This window comes from Herpetosiphon sp. NSE202, assembly GCF_042688385.1.
Taxonomy (GTDB): domain Bacteria; phylum Chloroflexota; class Chloroflexia; order Chloroflexales; family Herpetosiphonaceae; genus Herpetosiphon.
The window spans coordinates 40,231-55,292 of sequence record NZ_JBHUPY010000005.1 but is presented as its reverse complement, the minus strand read 5'-3'; the positions used below and the strand labels follow the sequence as shown (position 1 = coordinate 55,292).

Sequence of the window (15,062 nt, the reverse complement as noted above, 5' to 3'; positions counted from 1 at the left end):
CAGCATGCTAGACTGACGGCAGTTTTGCCAACAGGAGCAGTGCGATGGCTACCGTAAAACCTCAATTATCGCCATGGGTTCGAATTATGTTTGTAGTTGTTGCGCTGGTGTTGATCGCTGGCGTTTCGTTGTTGCTGGCCCCGAGTTTGGTGGGGCCGCGTTGGCCGTGGGCCTTGCGCCCATTTGCGACCCGCTTTTTAGGCGCGGTCTATGCTGCCGAAATGGTGGCGGTGGTCTGGACGCTTGTTATCAACGATTGGTCGGTGGCGCGCTTGACCATCCCGCAAGCAGTTACCTTTACAACGGTGGTCACCGGAGCATCATTGGCGTGGCTCAATAATTTTGATTTTGCGCGGCCAATTGTCTGGCTTTGGTTCATTATCTACATTATTCCGACCTTGGTTTTGGGCTGGTTTTGGTGGCAGTATCGGGCTTGGCCAGCGGTCTATCCCCAAGCGCTTGGCTGGTTACGCAGCACCTTATTAATTGAAGCAGTGGTTTTGGCAGGCTATGGAGCTGCTTGTATTGTTGCGCCAGCTTGGGCAACCGCGTTTTGGCCATGGAACATCGATGCGTTTCATGCCCAAATTTATAGCGCTTTGTTCATTACCGGAGCAATCGGCGCGTGGATCGTTGCTGGCGGTGGCAATCGCCATGAATTATTGACCCTTGGTGGCAGTCAAGTCGTCCTAGGCTTGGGCGTAATTGCAGGTTTAGCCCTGGTTGATTTTGGCGCAGCAAACCTAAGCGTGCCGTGGGCAAGCCTTGGATCGATTATTTGGGTCGCAAGTTTTGGCTTAATTGCTATTGTTGGGGGCTTATTAATTGGGCGGGGTTTGCAACAGCGGCGTTGAATTTGCGGGTAAACTTCTCCCCGCTTCCCTCGGGCTCGAAAACCTTGAGCCCGCGCTACGCCTCGTCGTGCATTGTACCACAACTCTAGGTTGCCCGTGCTTGCAGCCTCAAGTATAATATTGATTATTGTTCATTCGGTGTGCGCAGATAGGGGAGATCTGCCAATCCCCGCCGATCTTAACTTGTTGAAGCTCAGGAGATCACATTATGTCTGCGTTTCCTTTACGTGAATTTGCTTCGACTGCTCAGGCATCCGTTGATAGTGGGCCGCAATTTCCCAATGAACCAACTTCAATTGACGAAACCGGTCTTGGGATGGGTTTTATTGCCGATCTTGTCCTAAAAGTTATTTATTTCAACGGCACCATTAGCGCCCAACGGATCTCAGAGCAAACCTGTTTGCCCTATCTCAACGTGATCGATAAAGTGCTCCAGTTTCTCAAAATGAGCGAATATGTCGATATTGTCGGGGCCGAGCAAGGCTTTGGCGAACGCGCCTATCAATATGTCATTACCTTACAAGGCTCGCGCAAAGTTAACGAAGTGCTCGATCGCTCGCAATATGCTGGGGCTGCGCCAGTTCCGCTTGCCGCCTACATCGAGATGGTCAATCGCCAGTCAATTGGCGGCATGACGATCAATCAACAACGGATTCGTGAAGCCTTCAAAGATCTGGTTGTCAACGACGAAATGCTCGATAAAATTGGCCCTGCTGCCAACTCAGCCCGCTCGTTATTTCTCTATGGCCCGCCAGGCAATGGCAAAACCACCATCGCCGAAGGGATTTCGCGGATTATGGGTGGCTCGGTAATGCTGCCCTATGCAGTCGAAATTGATGGCCAAGTGATCAAGCTCTACGATCCGCTCAATCACTCAATTTTGACCAAGCCCGAAATGCGCCACGATGATGTACCAGCACCATTTGGGGCGGTTGCGACGACCATGCCACCAGCGCCCGATCGCCGTTGGTTGCACTGCAAACGCCCACGAGTGATGGTCGGTGGCGAATTGATTTTGGAACAATTGGAACTGATCTTCGACCCAATTTCCAAAGTCTATGAAGCACCCTACCAAATGAAAGCCAACGGCGGCTTGTTCCTGATCGACGACTTTGGGCGGCAACGCTGTCGGCCAGAAGAATTGTTGAACCGCTGGATTGTGCCACTCGAAAAGAAAATCGACTTTTTGGCCTTGCAAACTGGCAAAAAAATCGAAATTCCCTTCGATGTGTTGATCGTCTTTTCGACCAACCTCGACCCTAAGGGCTTGGTTGATGATGCTTTCTTGCGGCGGATTCGGCATAAAATCGAGGTTGCAAACCCAACGCCCAACGAATATCGCGATATTTTCCGCATCGTGTGCAAATCCAAGGGTGTGCCCTATAGCGACGATGGCCTGCGCTATTTGATTCAAGAACACTATTTCAAAGTCAACCGCGAATTGCGCTGTTGTCACCCACGCGATTTGCTTGATCAAGTGCTTGATGAAGCCAAATATCGTGGTCAACCGCCCCAAATGAACAAAGACCTTTTGGATCGGGCTTGTGAAGCCTATTTTGTCAAAATGTAGTGAGGTCAAGCTATGTCACTTCTCAAACGTCTTGGAAGCACGCCAACAAGCCCAGAGCCAACTGCGCCACCAGCGCCAGTTCAACCCATGGCTGGCGAGCAATCAATGCCTGAATATCGTTCATCATCGTTGACTCCGCTTAGCCCACCACCACCACCAGCCCCAAGCTCGGCTCCAATGCCAAGCGGCAATCTGAGTGCCTTGGCTGGCTCAAGCTCGGGCCTCAGCGCTGGCACAATCAATACCAGTGGCTTCTTGGTGCTCGCTGATCGCGATGCGCATCGCAAATTGCTTGAGCTTTCACTCTGGATTGTCGATAAAATTCAGGCTTCGGTTGGATCGCAAACCCAGCTGCAACGCAATGAAGATTCCGAGCGGCTAATTCAAGAGCGCTTTACGACTTTTGTGCGCCAATCGAGCACCAATTTAGATCAAGATGGCATGAAATTGCTTTATCAAATGGTGCTTGATGAATTATTTGGCTTCGGCCCGCTTGAGCAACTGATTCGTGATGATAGCATCACTGAAATTATGGTCAACAGCGCCACCGTGGTGTATGTTGAACAACGGGGTAAATTGACTCTCTCACCAGTTATTTTCGCCTCGGAAGATCATGTGCTCAAAGTGATCGACCGGATTATTCGGCCACTTGGGCGGCGGGTTGACCGCAAATGGCCAATGGTCGATGCGCGCTTGCCCGATGGCTCGCGGGTTAATGCGATCATTCCGCCATGTGCAATCGATGGTTCGTCGCTGAGTATTCGTAAATTCTCCAAGAAAAAGCTCCAAGTCAGCGACTTGATTAACTATGGCTCAATGACCAAGGAAATGGCCGACTTCCTCAATGCCTGCGTGGTCAGCGCCATGAACCTGATCGTCTCTGGTGGTACTGGTTCGGGTAAAACAACCTTGCTCAACGTGCTTTCAAACTTCATCCCCGATCACTACCGCATTTGTACAATTGAAGACTCAGCAGAACTTCAACTCGGCAAAGACCACGTTATCCGGCTGGAATCCAAGCCTGCTGATATTGATGGCTCTGGCTTGGTCACCATCCGCGACCTTGTGAAGAACTCGCTGCGGATGCGCCCCGACCGGATTGTGGTCGGGGAAATTCGCGACGGCGCGGCGCTCGACTTGCTCCAAGCAATGAACACCGGCCACGACGGCTCAATGTCGACTGTCCACGCCAACACGCCACGCGATGCAATTCGGCGTTTGGAAACCTTGGCCTTGATGTCAGGTTTGGATTTACCAGTCGCGGTTATTCGCGAGCAAATTGCCTCGGCAGTACACGTAATTGTGCAACAAGCGCGTTTGCGCGACGGCTCGCGGAAAGTTGTAGCGGTGACCGAAGTCCAAGGCATGGAAAGCGGTCAGGTGGTGTTGCAAGACATCTTCATCTTCGAAGATCAAGGCACTGCCCCCGATGGCAAAGTGTTGGGTGTTTTGCGGCCAACCGGCACGCGCCCCCGCTTTACGCCAGTCCTCGAAGCCAAAGGCTTCAAATTGCCTCCATCAATCTTCGGCGCAACTTTCCCAGGCATGCGACGCTAAGTCTCTAGGCTCTCATCAAGCAACAACCCGTAGGATTCATTATTCCTACGGGTTGTTTGGCGTTGGCAGGTTGTGCTATGATCGCTCGTAATAATCATTCATAGCAAAGGGGAGCGTAATGGCTCGACAAACCTGGACTCGCCGAAGTGCACTTTTGGCTGGCTTGCTGCTAGCGCTGTGGGGCTGTGGGCAGTATATCGCCCCAGCCACCAAACTCGCGATTAATCCAAATGCCGACTCAGGTGCTTACTACCCAGCAATCTATGTTGATAGCATGGATCTGCGTCATTACGCTTGGGCCGAATGCCAAGCAGGCAATGGCTGCGACCTGATTTATAGCCGAATGCGCGGCCCCAATGAATTGTTACGCCACACCATCAGCGCTGATAATTCGACCGCCACCCTTGGTTACACCAGTTTAACCGGCGATATTAGCGGCACAATCCACTTGGCCTACCTCAGTAACCAAACCAGCTTGAACCAAGGCGAGCCAAGTTATCGCCCCTATGTCGTCAGCATTAGCGCCGATGGCGCAACCGTCAGCCAACCAGTCAGTTTGCAAGGCGAAAGCATCAACAATAGCTTGATCAGCCCAATCGCCGTGCGCAATAACGATGGCTCACGCGTCGGCGTGCTGTACACAATGCTCATTCAAGAACAGCAAATAACCAAGCAAGCGCTGGTGTATCGCCAAATCGTGCCCAGTTTAAGCCAACCAGTTGTGATTGAAAGCGTCGCCACCAATATTATTCTGACCCAACCACGAATCAGCCTCGATAGCGCCAATCAAATTCATGTGGTCTATGGCAAGCGTTCGCCAATCGTTAATCAACGTAACTTTGGCGGCGACCCAACCCTCGACGAAATTCGCTATGCCCATGGCGATCTCAGCGCTATAACTGTGCGCACCGTTGATAGTTATACCAGCGCATCAAACATTATTCAGTTTGTGTACGAGCTGAGTGTGAGCGATAAGGTATATATAACTTATATCAAGCATCCGAACGGCGCTTCACCACGTGGAATCGCAACCGATAGCCTCCGCATGCATAACGCAACGGATAACACGACCAGCGATTTAGTTTTGCCGTCGATTCGCGAGCCATGGAGCATCAGTGAAATTAGCACCGTCAGCGATGGCACAGGTCGGCCAACTGTCTATTTTGCAGGCAGCAACAATAGCTTCAGCGATCCATTTGTCTATGATGTTTGGCAATACGATGTTCAAGCTAGTGATGGGATTAATCTCACGAATACGCCTGATCAGCATGAAAACAATCTTACGAGCAGCCGGTTCCAACTCGTCGATTTGGCAGCATGGCAGGCCGATAGCTTTAGTAGCAGCGGCTGTACAACCCAAATTATCAGCTATCGCAGTGATTTAGCTAATCAATTGCATATCGCCGAGCAGTTTCTCAACCCATTAGGCTGCACCCCAAGCGTGCTCCAAATGAGCGTTGGCAACGACGTGGCAGCGGGCGTTTGGATCTCGGTTGCCAAGAATGATCCAACCCTCAACGTGCCAGCCACTGCATTTAATAGTTATGGAACGTTTTTGCCAATCTCGCAGCGCTAATTCTTGTAATCAGGCCAAAGGATGACTTAATAATCAGCCTCATGCCGCTACAATAGATTGGGCTATGCGCTGATACTGCTCTCAGCAATTACTTACACCACCATTTGAGGAGCATATGCAAGCAGTAGCCCAATATACCCAGCGCCCTGCACGCTTAGCTGATATTCCAGCAGCAGTTGCGCTGATCAACCGTTGTTCGATGGAAGAAGCGAATGTCATTGAAATTACTGAAGTCGAGTTAGCCAGCGAGTGGCAAGAGTCCGACTTTAATATTGAAACCGATAGCTTGACCATTTGGGATGGCGAAAACCTGATTGGCGTAGCGGGGGTTTTCAATCACGAACCATTTGTACATGCCTATGTTTGGACGCGAGTACACAGCGATTATGCAGCAAGCGGAGTTCAAAGCCAGCTTTTAGATTGGTTGGAACAACGCACCAGCCAAGATATTGCTAAAGCCCCAAGCGATGCCGCAGTCAGCATCTATCACGGCGTGCTCAGCACCAATCACGAATTGGCCAACAGCCTCCAAGCTCATGGCTATAGCCTTGTGCGTCACTTTTGGCGCATGGTGATTGAATTAGCTGACTACACGCCACAACCAGTGCAATTGCCCGAAGGCTTGATCATTCGGCCCTACGATCCGGCAACTGAATTGCCTGCGGTCGTCACGGCGGTGCGCGATTCGTTCCGCGACCACTGGGGATTTACCGAATCGCCCTTTGAAAAAGAGCTGAAATATTGGGAAGAAATGATCAGCCGCGATCCAAATTACGATCCTGCGCTGTTCTTTGTGGTCTGCGATGGTGATCAAATTGCCGCTGTGGCCCTATGTTGGAAGCACATTACCGAAGATCCAAAAATGGGCTGGGTTGGCACCTTGGGCGTTTGTCGGCCATGGCGACGCAAAGGCTTAGCCAAAGCGATGCTTTACCATGCCTTCAACGAATTTGCCAGCCGAGGCCAAGAGCGAGTTGGCTTAGGCGTTGATGCCTCAAGCCTGACTGGTGCAACCAAGGTCTACGGTGATGTCGGGATGAAGTCGGTGCGCCAATTCGACCGCTACAAAAAAGAATTGCGGCCAGGGGTTGAACTCGGCACCGAAACCGTCGAAGCCTAATTTTCAAGCCAAAACCAAGCCAACCACCAGAGTAGTATACTGTGGTGGTTGTCGGCTTTTTAGGAGCAAGATCATGGCGCATTTTATGTTGGAAATTACCTATACCGTGCCGCTAGAGCAAATCGAAACCAAATTGGCTGAGCATCGAGCATTCTTGCAAGCAGGCTACGATCAAGGCTTGTTGCTAAGTTCAGGCCCACAAAATCCGCGCATCGGCGGCATTGTCATCGCCCGTGCAGCCTCGCTTGAGGCAATTCAGGCTTTCTTCGCCAACGATCCATATCAGATTGCCAACTTTGCTGAGTATCGTTTTGTCGAGTTCAATCCAGTTAAATATCAGCCATGGCTCGAAGAATGGGTGACGGGCAAGGTTGAATAATGCTGATAGGCTGGTTGTCTGTTGCGATTAACAACCAGCCTATTGCTCATTAATCGTTCAAAAACGGCTCGTCGGCATGCACCGCTGCAACCGCTGGCTCGTCGCCGCGCCGATAGGCAAAGGCCATGCGTGGCGTATTATGCGCCCAACCAAATTCGCCTTGGGCATTCAACACAATACACCCAGCCAAACCTTGCACCCGCCGCTCCAAAAAGGCAATGTTGGCTTTGGCCGCTTCGTGAGGCGAAGCAGTGCGCAACTGATCGGCGACACTTTTGGCCAAACAAACCTTCATAATCGATTCGCCCCAGCCTGTGGTCGAGCAACCGCCAGTTTCATTATCTGCATACAAGCCACTGCCAACCAACGGCGAATCGCCGACCCGCCCAGGCAATTTGTTGGGAATGCCGCCGGTTGAGGTTGCTGCCGCAATCGTGCCAAAACTATCAAGCGCCACCGCGCCAACCGTATCGTGGGCCGAATGAAAGGCATCGCGGCCTTTGTAGTTGGGGTTTGATTGCTGCTCTTGCCAACGTTGGCGTTCGCGCTCCACCACCAACTCAGCAGGATCGCACAACTCAGCGCCATGCTCAATCGCAAATTGTTCAGCGCCATTACCAACAATCAACACATAATCGCTTTCGAGCACTTGGCGCGCAACGCTAATCGGATGGCGCACACGTTGGACTGCGGCAACCGAGCCAGCCCGCATACTCGCGCCATCCATAATCCCTGCATCCAATTCAACTTCGCCAATCGCATTCAGAAACGAACCCACCCCAGCATCAAATGTTGGGTCATCTTCGAGCACCCGAATCGCAGCTTCAGCTGCATCAAGCGCAGTGCCGCCTTGCGCCAACACCGCCCAACCAGCATCAAGCGCCGCCAAACAGCCCTGTTTGTGGGCATCAATTTGATCATCGGGCATGTTCCAAGCCCCACCATGAACAATCAGGGCAATCATCGCTGCTCCTTTGCTGCGAAGAATGAATGCTTCAATGTTGGTATTTTAATCGAATTCACGGAGTTGGGGATCGGCGATTAAGAGCATAGAGCATAGAACAGAGCAGAGAACATAGGGGACTTTAACGCAGAGTATACGAGGGATCAGGTGTTAGGACTTAGGTATCTGGTTCATTGCGTTAACCATGGCGTGATCCCCTCACCCCAACCCCTCTCCCATCCGATGGGCGAGGGGCTTTAACCGCATGGTTCTGCCGCAAGGCGTGGTAAAAAAGGGTCTGCTCCCCTCGCCCGCGAGGCGAGAGGGAACCGTGTGGTCATTGCTCCCCTCGCCCGCGTTCAGTGGGAGAGGGGCTGGGGGTGAGGGAATGCCTCATGTTGCCAAGCCAATGAACTAATAGCCTATAGCCAAAAGCCTATAGCCTATTTATACCGATCTCCAGCCCCCATTAACCGATACCCATCTTTCACTTCATCGCCATCAAAATTTGCCATTGACTCGCTTCATCGAAGGCGACGATTGGCAGCATCGCATCGCCAAATACCGCTTGCACCCGCAAACCAGCCCGTTGTAAATATTGCTGCCACTCAGGAAACGTATACAACCGAATCCGCTCGCCTGGATGCACAGCCTCGCCACCATTTGGCTCAATATAACGATACGCTGTTTCAATTGTGCCAGTGATGGGGTTAAAGTGTGATTCACGCAACACATAGCCAGGCCCAACCTGATGCCAGCCGCGCCGATAGTGCTGCATATAGCTGCTAATTTGATAGGGATTGATGCATTGCAGCACCAACCGCCCTTGAGGCACGAGATGATCGGCCAGATCATTGAGCAGTTGTTGATGTTCATGATCACTGAAAAAGCCCAATGAGCTATTCATAATCAAGATCACATCATACATGCCCAAATCGTCGAGTTGGCGCATATCGCCAGCAATCACCCGCGCGGGCAATTGCTCAGCAGTAATTTGGGCGCTAAGCTGAGCAACCAATGGCGTAGCTAATTCAACTCCATCAATGTGATAGCCACGCCGCGCCAAACCCAACAGATGTCGTCCATTGCCACAGGCCAAATCCAAAATCCGCATCTCGGGAGTTAAATTCAACACCGTTTCCAAAAAATCAACTTCATTATTGGTCAAGCTTGTGGCAACATCAGCATAAGTTGCAAACTCGTGAATTTGAAACAATTCTTCCCACCACATCCGCTGTTCATCCATTGCCACCTCGCTTATAATTTACAAACAATGCCAGTGATTGAGGGTCGCATATGTTGCCAGAAACACTTATTCAACAAATGAGCCATGGCTGGATTCACGCTCCGATTGCCTCGCTGATTTATCACCGCAGCGGGCGCGCCGAATTACTCAACCTTGCGGGAATGGAGTTATTGCAATATCTACCCGAAGAAGCCACCCAAGCGCAACAACATTATAATCTGCATCGTGACCCTTCGCTCCAAGCGCCGCTGACCAAAAATGCCATCACCTCTGCCTTCGAGGGCAAAAAATCGCGCATCAGCGAGCTCGATTATGAGTTGCTGAACGTCCATGCGCGGCCATCTGGCAAGCATATCGTGGCGCGGCTCAATCTGGCTCCCTTGCGCGTCGAGGAAAAAACTGGCGAGTATATTGTGGCGTTCTTTACCGATATTACTGCGCAAGTCATGATGCGCCGCGAACTCGATACGCGCAAGCACGAAATTCAGCTGGCTGAGCAGCAACAAGAAGCCATGCGCGCCGAAATCGAGGCCCGTTCGGCTCCAGTTGTGCCGGTGTTGCCTGGCATTTTGGTGCTGCCACTAGTTGGAGCGGTCGATTCACGCCGCGCCGAATATGTGTTGAATTGTTTGCTGGAAGCTGCCTCGGAGCATAGCGCCGACACATTATTGCTCGATGTAACGGGAATTCCGGTCGTCGATACCGCGGTTGCTAATTATCTACTGCAAGCAATCAAAGCCCTCAAATTGCTCGGCACCGATACAATTGTCGTTGGCATCAGCCCTGAAATTGCCCAAACCCTCGTTCAATTGGGCTTGCGGCTCGAAGATATTACCACCCGCGCCGATTTGCAAAGCGGCTTGCAAACTGCGCTCCGTCGGCAAGGCCAAGTTATTCGTGCTCGTTCGTGAGGTGCACCCATGGCTTCTAGCTTAAATACACTCATTCGCAGTAGCGCTTGGTCGGTTATGTCAATCGGTTCAGCAATTTACGACAGCACTGGCAAGGCTGTATACACCAACACTGCGTTGCGCCGCATTTTCAATCTCAGCCCAGCAGAAATGTTGGAGCTTCAGGGCAATTACAATTTATTTGATGATCCTTCGCTGGCCGATCCCGAGGTTCAGGCCGACATCAAACGCGCCTTTGCTGGCGAGAAAGTCCTTTTACCAACTTTAGATTATGTGATTGTCGATGCACAAGGCCAGCCAAGCAATCGCCACTTAGCTGCGCGTTTTACGCTCAAACCATTGGGCGATGCTAACCCACCAGAATATGTCGTGGGCTATTTCCACGATGTCAGCGAAGCAATGGAGCTAGAAACCCAAATTAGCGCCCGCCGCGACGAAATTGCCCGGATGAGCCAGCAAGATTCCTTGCTCAAGGCCGAAATTGCTGCGCGGGCGGTGCCGGTCGTGCCAATTTTGCCAGGTATTTTGGTCTTGCCATTGGTTGGAGGCATCGATCCTGTCCAAGCTGATCAAATTATCACGGCTTTGTTGCAAGCCAGCTCGCGCAACAACGCCGACACCGTGATCTTAGATTTAACGGGCGTACCAGTGGTTGATACCGCCGTGGCCAACTACATTTTGCAGGCCATCAACGCGCTTAAGTTGCTTGGCACCGAAACGATTGTGGTGGGCATTAGCAACGAAATTGCCCAAACGATTGTGCAATTGGGCATTCGCTTAGATAGCATCGCCACCCGCGCCGATTTACAAAGTGGCTTAATGGCCGCCCTCGAACGCCAAAACTTGACGATCGAGTCGATCTAACGTGCTATAATCGCTGCATTATTCTCGCTCAATCTGGCTATGCCTTGGCATTGGCTTGTGGATAGGAATTTTGGTTTTGACCTTCATTTTGTTGCTTGATGAAGATCGGGCGTTTTCGGCCACGCTCGCTCGCACCTTAGAGATGGCTAGTTATCGGGTAATGCGCGAGTGGACTGAAACCAGCGCCCGCGAAGTTGCCCGCACCCAACAGCCCGACCTGATTTTGCTCGATCTTGAGCTGGGCCGCGAACAAGGCTGGGCCTTGCTTGATGAACTGGTAAGCTTGGGCTTGCGAGTCATGGTGATGTCGCATCGCAGCAGTGCCGAGGATATTGCTCGTGGCTTGCGGGCTGGCGCGACCGATTATATTACCAAGCCCTATCGCACCGAAGAATTGCTGGCGCGGATTGCGATTCGCTTGCGCCAAGCCCCGCCACCAGCCTTGCAACGCGCCGATACCCGTGCGCCCAAACTGGCAGCCGAGCCTGTAATCGAAACCCCTGAGCCTGAACCAGTGGTTGCGGTCGAAGCGCCTGCCTTGAATATTCCGCTTGGTCAGCGCCTGCGCCAAGCTCGCAAGCAGCGCAATATCTCGCTCGTCCAAGCCAATTTGGATACCAAAATCCAAATGTACTATATTCAGGCAATCGAAGAAGAAAAATATGCCCTCTTGCCGCGTGGCAGCGCCGCCGAAGAAATTGTGCAACGCTATGCCCAATTTTTAAGCGAAGATCCAGCTCAGGCCTTGGCCGAGTTTCGGCGCTTGCACCATAGCGATGTTGAAACCCTACGCAATTTGGGCGGTCAGCCAGTGCGCTATCAACGCCGAATTTCGTGGCCATTGGTTTTGAGTCTGGTGGCGCTGTTAACCTGTGGCTTAGGTACAGGTGCAATTGCCCTGCTCTTCCCTGAAGAAACCCGCAACGTCATAACCAATGTGCGGGCGATGTTCAGCGACCCAACCGCCACGCCAACGCTCACGCCAACGCCAACGGCAACTCCAACATTAACCCCAACGCTCACGCCGACGGCAACCCCAAGCCCAACGCCGACAGCAACGCCAGAACCAAGCCCAACCCTTGATCCAAATGCGCCAACGGCGACACCTTAAGGAGTTTGTATGTCAATCAAAGCTGATCGCTGGATTAAGCGCATGGCCCAAGAACATGGCATGATCGAACCATTTATCGATGGCCAAGTGCGCGGCGGAGTCGTTTCATATGGCTTGTCATCGTATGGCTATGATATTCGGATCGCTAATGAGTTTAAAATTTTCACCAACGTCAATTCAGCGGTGATCGACCCCAAAAATTTCGATCCGCGTTCATTCGTTGATGTTAAAGCCGATGTCTGCATCATTCCACCAAACTCGTTTGTGCTCTGCCGCACGATCGAATACTTCCGCATTCCGCGCAATGTGCTATGCGTGTGCGTTGGCAAATCGACGTATGCACGCTGTTTTAGCGGCGATACTCGGGTTGCGCTGGTTGATGGCACAAACCCAACCTTGGCGGAAATGGCCAAACGCTCAGAGCAAGGTGAACTCTTTTGGGGCTATAGCATTGGGCCAAATGGCCGAATTATTGTAACGCTGCTTGAACAGCCACGCTACATCGGGCGCGATAGCTTGCTGGAAATCACGCTTGATAATGGACAGACCATCCAATGCACTCCTGATCATGAGTTTATGCGGCGCGATGGCACGATGGTGCAAGCAGCCAATTTGCGGCCAAACGATTCTTTGATGCCCTTATATCGCCAACTTTTCCGTGGCTACGAAATGGTTTATCAATTGATCAATGGCCATTATTTCCCAACCCATCGTTTAGCCGATGAGTGGAATATTCGCCATAATATCTATGCCGAGCAAGCTAATACCCATCGCCATCACATTGACCATGATCGGCTCAACAACCAGCCTTGGAATATTATGCGAATGGATGCTGAGTATCGCCAATCGCACCAACCAGCAATTTCTCATTCAATCCAAACGTTAAATGATCAGCGCAATCAAACCAACCAGCAGCATTATCGTCAAGCACCAGTTGGGCAGCACGCAACTCAACCAGTCAACCACAAAATTACGGCGATCAAGGAATTGGCTGGAACGCACGATGTTTATTGTTTATCGGTGCCTGAAGCTGGCAATTTTGCGCTTGATGCAGGCGTTTTTGTTTCAAACTGTGGTTTGATCGCGAATGTAACGCCCTTCGAGCCAGGCTGGGAAGGCTACGTGACGATCGAAATTAGCAATACCACGCCATTGCCAGCCAAAATTTACGCCAACGAAGGCATCGCCCAAGTGCTATTTTTCGAGGGCGACGAGTTGCCAGAAGTGGCCTATGATGATCGTTCGGGCAAGTATCAAGGCCAAACCGGCGTGACATTGCCACGAATTTAATTATTAATTTGGCCATTTTAATAAATCAGCCTACAATACAAGCAACCACCATGTTCGTGGTAGCAAGGATGTAAAAAGCGTATGTTGGTAACAGGTGTTGATTTAATTGAGATCGATCGGATTAATCAGGCAGTTTCGCGTTGGGGCCAGCGTTTTGCCCGCCGCGTGTGGACCGAAGCAGAATGGTTGCGTTGTCGCGACAGTGCTCAATCGCTCGCGGCGCGCTGGGCAGCCAAGGAAGCTGCCGCCAAAGCCCTTGGCGTTGGCCTAAAAGGCATCGGCCACCCCGCTTGTTCGGTTGCATGGCGCGAGATTGAAGTGGCCAACGATCCCCAAGGCAAGCCAATGTTGCGGCTCCACGGTGCAGCCCATCAACGCTCCGAAGAACTAGGCATTCGCCATTGGTCAGTCAGCCTTTCGCATAGCGGCGATCAAGCAATCGCGTTTGTGGTAGGCATGGGCTAGAAGATATTTAAGCGGCGCGAGCTAATTGCTCGCGCCGCTTGATGTTTAACCTAATTGGCCAAAAACGAAATCAAACGGCCTTCTGCATCGTACAACGAAGCATCATCAGGGTCGTTATTATTCCAAATGGGGCCTGATGCGGTGGAATTAATCGTGCGGGTTTCGCCAGCAGCAAGGCTACCACTCAATGTTGCATGCACTTGGTTGCCACGAATGCTGCAAATTCGCCAGCCATCAATCGCCACTGGAGCATTGCTTACATTTTGCAGCACCACCGTTTCAGTCTTTTTATTGACGCTGACAATTTTCACTGGATAATTGCTGGCCACGGTTGGGTCGGCTTGGCAATTGTTAAACGATGGTGGCGGTGGTGCAGGCGTTGGGGTAACAATCGGCGCAGGCGTTGGCGTTACTAGAGGCGGCTGAATTACGCCTCTGTTGTCCAAAACTTCTTTGCCCAACAAGCCCAACAAAACTTTAAATTCGTCAGGATTATTCGGATGCCATTCGAGCCGCGCGCGCTCAAACCATTGCGTTTGCACCGTATCGCCATTGGCGTTGGTTTCAAGATTCACCCCAGTCAAGGGCAAACCAAACAGTTGCAAGGAACGGGCGTAATTATCCAAACCATCAATCTTCAAGCCATGCGATTGCCAATAGCTTTTGAAACCAAGCCCATTGCTTTGATCGCAGACGTTATGGCCAGTTTCTTCAAACCACAAACACCCTTCAACTGGGCCGGTTTCACGGGCTGCAACCTCACGTCCAAGCTGCTGCAAACGCTCTTTGCCCAACAAGCCCAAGAGCACTTCGTAGGCCGTGCCCGCATTTTCTGGGTGCACTTCAAAGCGATTGCGTTCGAGCCATTGGGTATAATAACTCATCCCTGTATCTGGGTTGGGTTCGGCTTTTGCAAAGGTAATTGGGTAGCCAAAAACTGGCAAGCCACCGTTATCATCCCAATAATCGCTGAACGGTTCTTCCAAACAATAGGGGTTGTTAACTTCGACGAAGCATAAATTATGGGCAGCGGCGGCGCGAGGCAATAAACCAGCAAGTAGTAAGAGCCAAATCCAACGGCGCATAGCAGTTCCTCAGCTAAAAAACGTCGTTGTTAGTATACCAAAAGCTGGCTTTTTTAATTGATTAAATAACAGCAGGCTCGCTGATCTGTGC

The 15,062-nt window shown here is 51.5% G+C and carries 14 protein-coding genes; 11 read left to right on the top strand and 3 right to left on the bottom strand.

The annotated features are described in order from the left end of the window. The first annotated feature begins 44 nt into the window (after positions 1–44). The 6 genes from ACFMKP_RS06350 (at position 45) to ACFMKP_RS06325 (ending at position 7,056) form a co-directional block, all read left to right on the top strand. On the top strand, positions 45–854 hold the full coding sequence (locus ACFMKP_RS06350) for a hypothetical protein (RefSeq protein ID WP_382290096.1): 810 nt from the start codon (positions 45–47) through the stop codon (positions 852–854). A gap of 208 nt (positions 855–1,062) precedes the next feature. Further along, a complete protein-coding gene (locus tag ACFMKP_RS06345; protein WP_382290094.1) occupies positions 1,063–2,424 on the top strand; it encodes an ATP-binding protein in 1,362 nt (453 codons plus the stop codon). A 12-nt stretch (positions 2,425–2,436) separates the two neighbouring features. Beyond that, complete coding sequence (locus ACFMKP_RS06340) at positions 2,437–3,981, top strand: CpaF family protein (protein WP_382290092.1); 1,545 nt, start codon at positions 2,437–2,439, stop codon at positions 3,979–3,981. Positions 3,982–4,099: 118 nt separating this feature from the next. Further along, positions 4,100–5,557 (top strand): hypothetical protein, encoded by a 1,458-nt coding sequence (locus ACFMKP_RS06335; RefSeq protein WP_382290090.1) that lies wholly within the window; start codon positions 4,100–4,102, stop codon positions 5,555–5,557. 115 nt (positions 5,558–5,672) lie between these two features. Next, complete coding sequence (locus tag ACFMKP_RS06330) at positions 5,673–6,677, top strand: GNAT family N-acetyltransferase (protein WP_382290088.1); 1,005 nt, start codon at positions 5,673–5,675, stop codon at positions 6,675–6,677. A 73-nt stretch (positions 6,678–6,750) separates the two neighbouring features. Further along, positions 6,751–7,056 carry a YciI family protein gene (locus ACFMKP_RS06325; RefSeq protein WP_382290086.1) on the top strand — a complete coding sequence of 102 codons (306 nt, stop codon included), beginning with the start codon at positions 6,751–6,753 and terminating at the stop codon, positions 7,054–7,056. Positions 7,057–7,105: 49 nt separating this feature from the next. Here ACFMKP_RS06325 and ACFMKP_RS06320 read toward each other — a convergent pair whose 3' ends face one another. Together ACFMKP_RS06320 and ACFMKP_RS06315 are read right to left on the bottom strand one after the other, a co-directional pair. Then, positions 7,106–8,020: an isoaspartyl peptidase/L-asparaginase family protein gene (locus tag ACFMKP_RS06320; protein ID WP_382290084.1), complete on the bottom strand. Its 915-nt coding sequence runs from the start codon at positions 8,018–8,020 to the stop codon at positions 7,106–7,108. Between the two features lie 466 nt (positions 8,021–8,486). Further along, positions 8,487–9,245: a class I SAM-dependent methyltransferase gene (locus ACFMKP_RS06315; protein ID WP_382290083.1), complete on the bottom strand. Its 759-nt coding sequence runs from the start codon at positions 9,243–9,245 to the stop codon at positions 8,487–8,489. A 50-nt stretch (positions 9,246–9,295) separates the two neighbouring features. Here ACFMKP_RS06315 and ACFMKP_RS06310 point away from each other — a divergent pair, with 50 nt between their 5' ends. The 5 genes from ACFMKP_RS06310 to acpS all read left to right on the top strand — a co-directional run bounded on the left by ACFMKP_RS06310 (position 9,296) and on the right by acpS (position 13,886). After that, positions 9,296–10,156, top strand: a complete 861-nt coding sequence (locus ACFMKP_RS06310; RefSeq protein ID WP_204754397.1) for an STAS domain-containing protein — start codon at positions 9,296–9,298, stop codon at positions 10,154–10,156. Positions 10,157–10,165: 9 nt separating this feature from the next. After that, positions 10,166–11,020: an STAS domain-containing protein gene (locus ACFMKP_RS06305; protein ID WP_382290080.1), complete on the top strand. Its 855-nt coding sequence runs from the start codon at positions 10,166–10,168 to the stop codon at positions 11,018–11,020. A gap of 76 nt (positions 11,021–11,096) precedes the next feature. Then, on the top strand, positions 11,097–12,131 hold the full coding sequence (locus ACFMKP_RS06300) for a response regulator (RefSeq protein ID WP_382290078.1): 1,035 nt from the start codon (positions 11,097–11,099) through the stop codon (positions 12,129–12,131). 9 nt (positions 12,132–12,140) lie between these two features. After that, positions 12,141–13,421 carry a dCTP deaminase gene (locus tag ACFMKP_RS06295; RefSeq protein ID WP_382290076.1) on the top strand — a complete coding sequence of 427 codons (1,281 nt, stop codon included), beginning with the start codon at positions 12,141–12,143 and terminating at the stop codon, positions 13,419–13,421. 81 nt (positions 13,422–13,502) lie between these two features. Then, positions 13,503–13,886: a holo-ACP synthase gene (gene acpS, locus ACFMKP_RS06290; RefSeq protein WP_382290074.1), complete on the top strand. Its 384-nt coding sequence runs from the start codon at positions 13,503–13,505 to the stop codon at positions 13,884–13,886. Between the two features lie 50 nt (positions 13,887–13,936). Here the strand turns inward: acpS and ACFMKP_RS06285 are convergent, their stop codons facing one another. Continuing rightward, positions 13,937–14,971: a hypothetical protein gene (locus tag ACFMKP_RS06285; RefSeq protein WP_382290072.1), complete on the bottom strand. Its 1,035-nt coding sequence runs from the start codon at positions 14,969–14,971 to the stop codon at positions 13,937–13,939. Positions 14,972–15,062 lie beyond the last annotated feature (91 nt).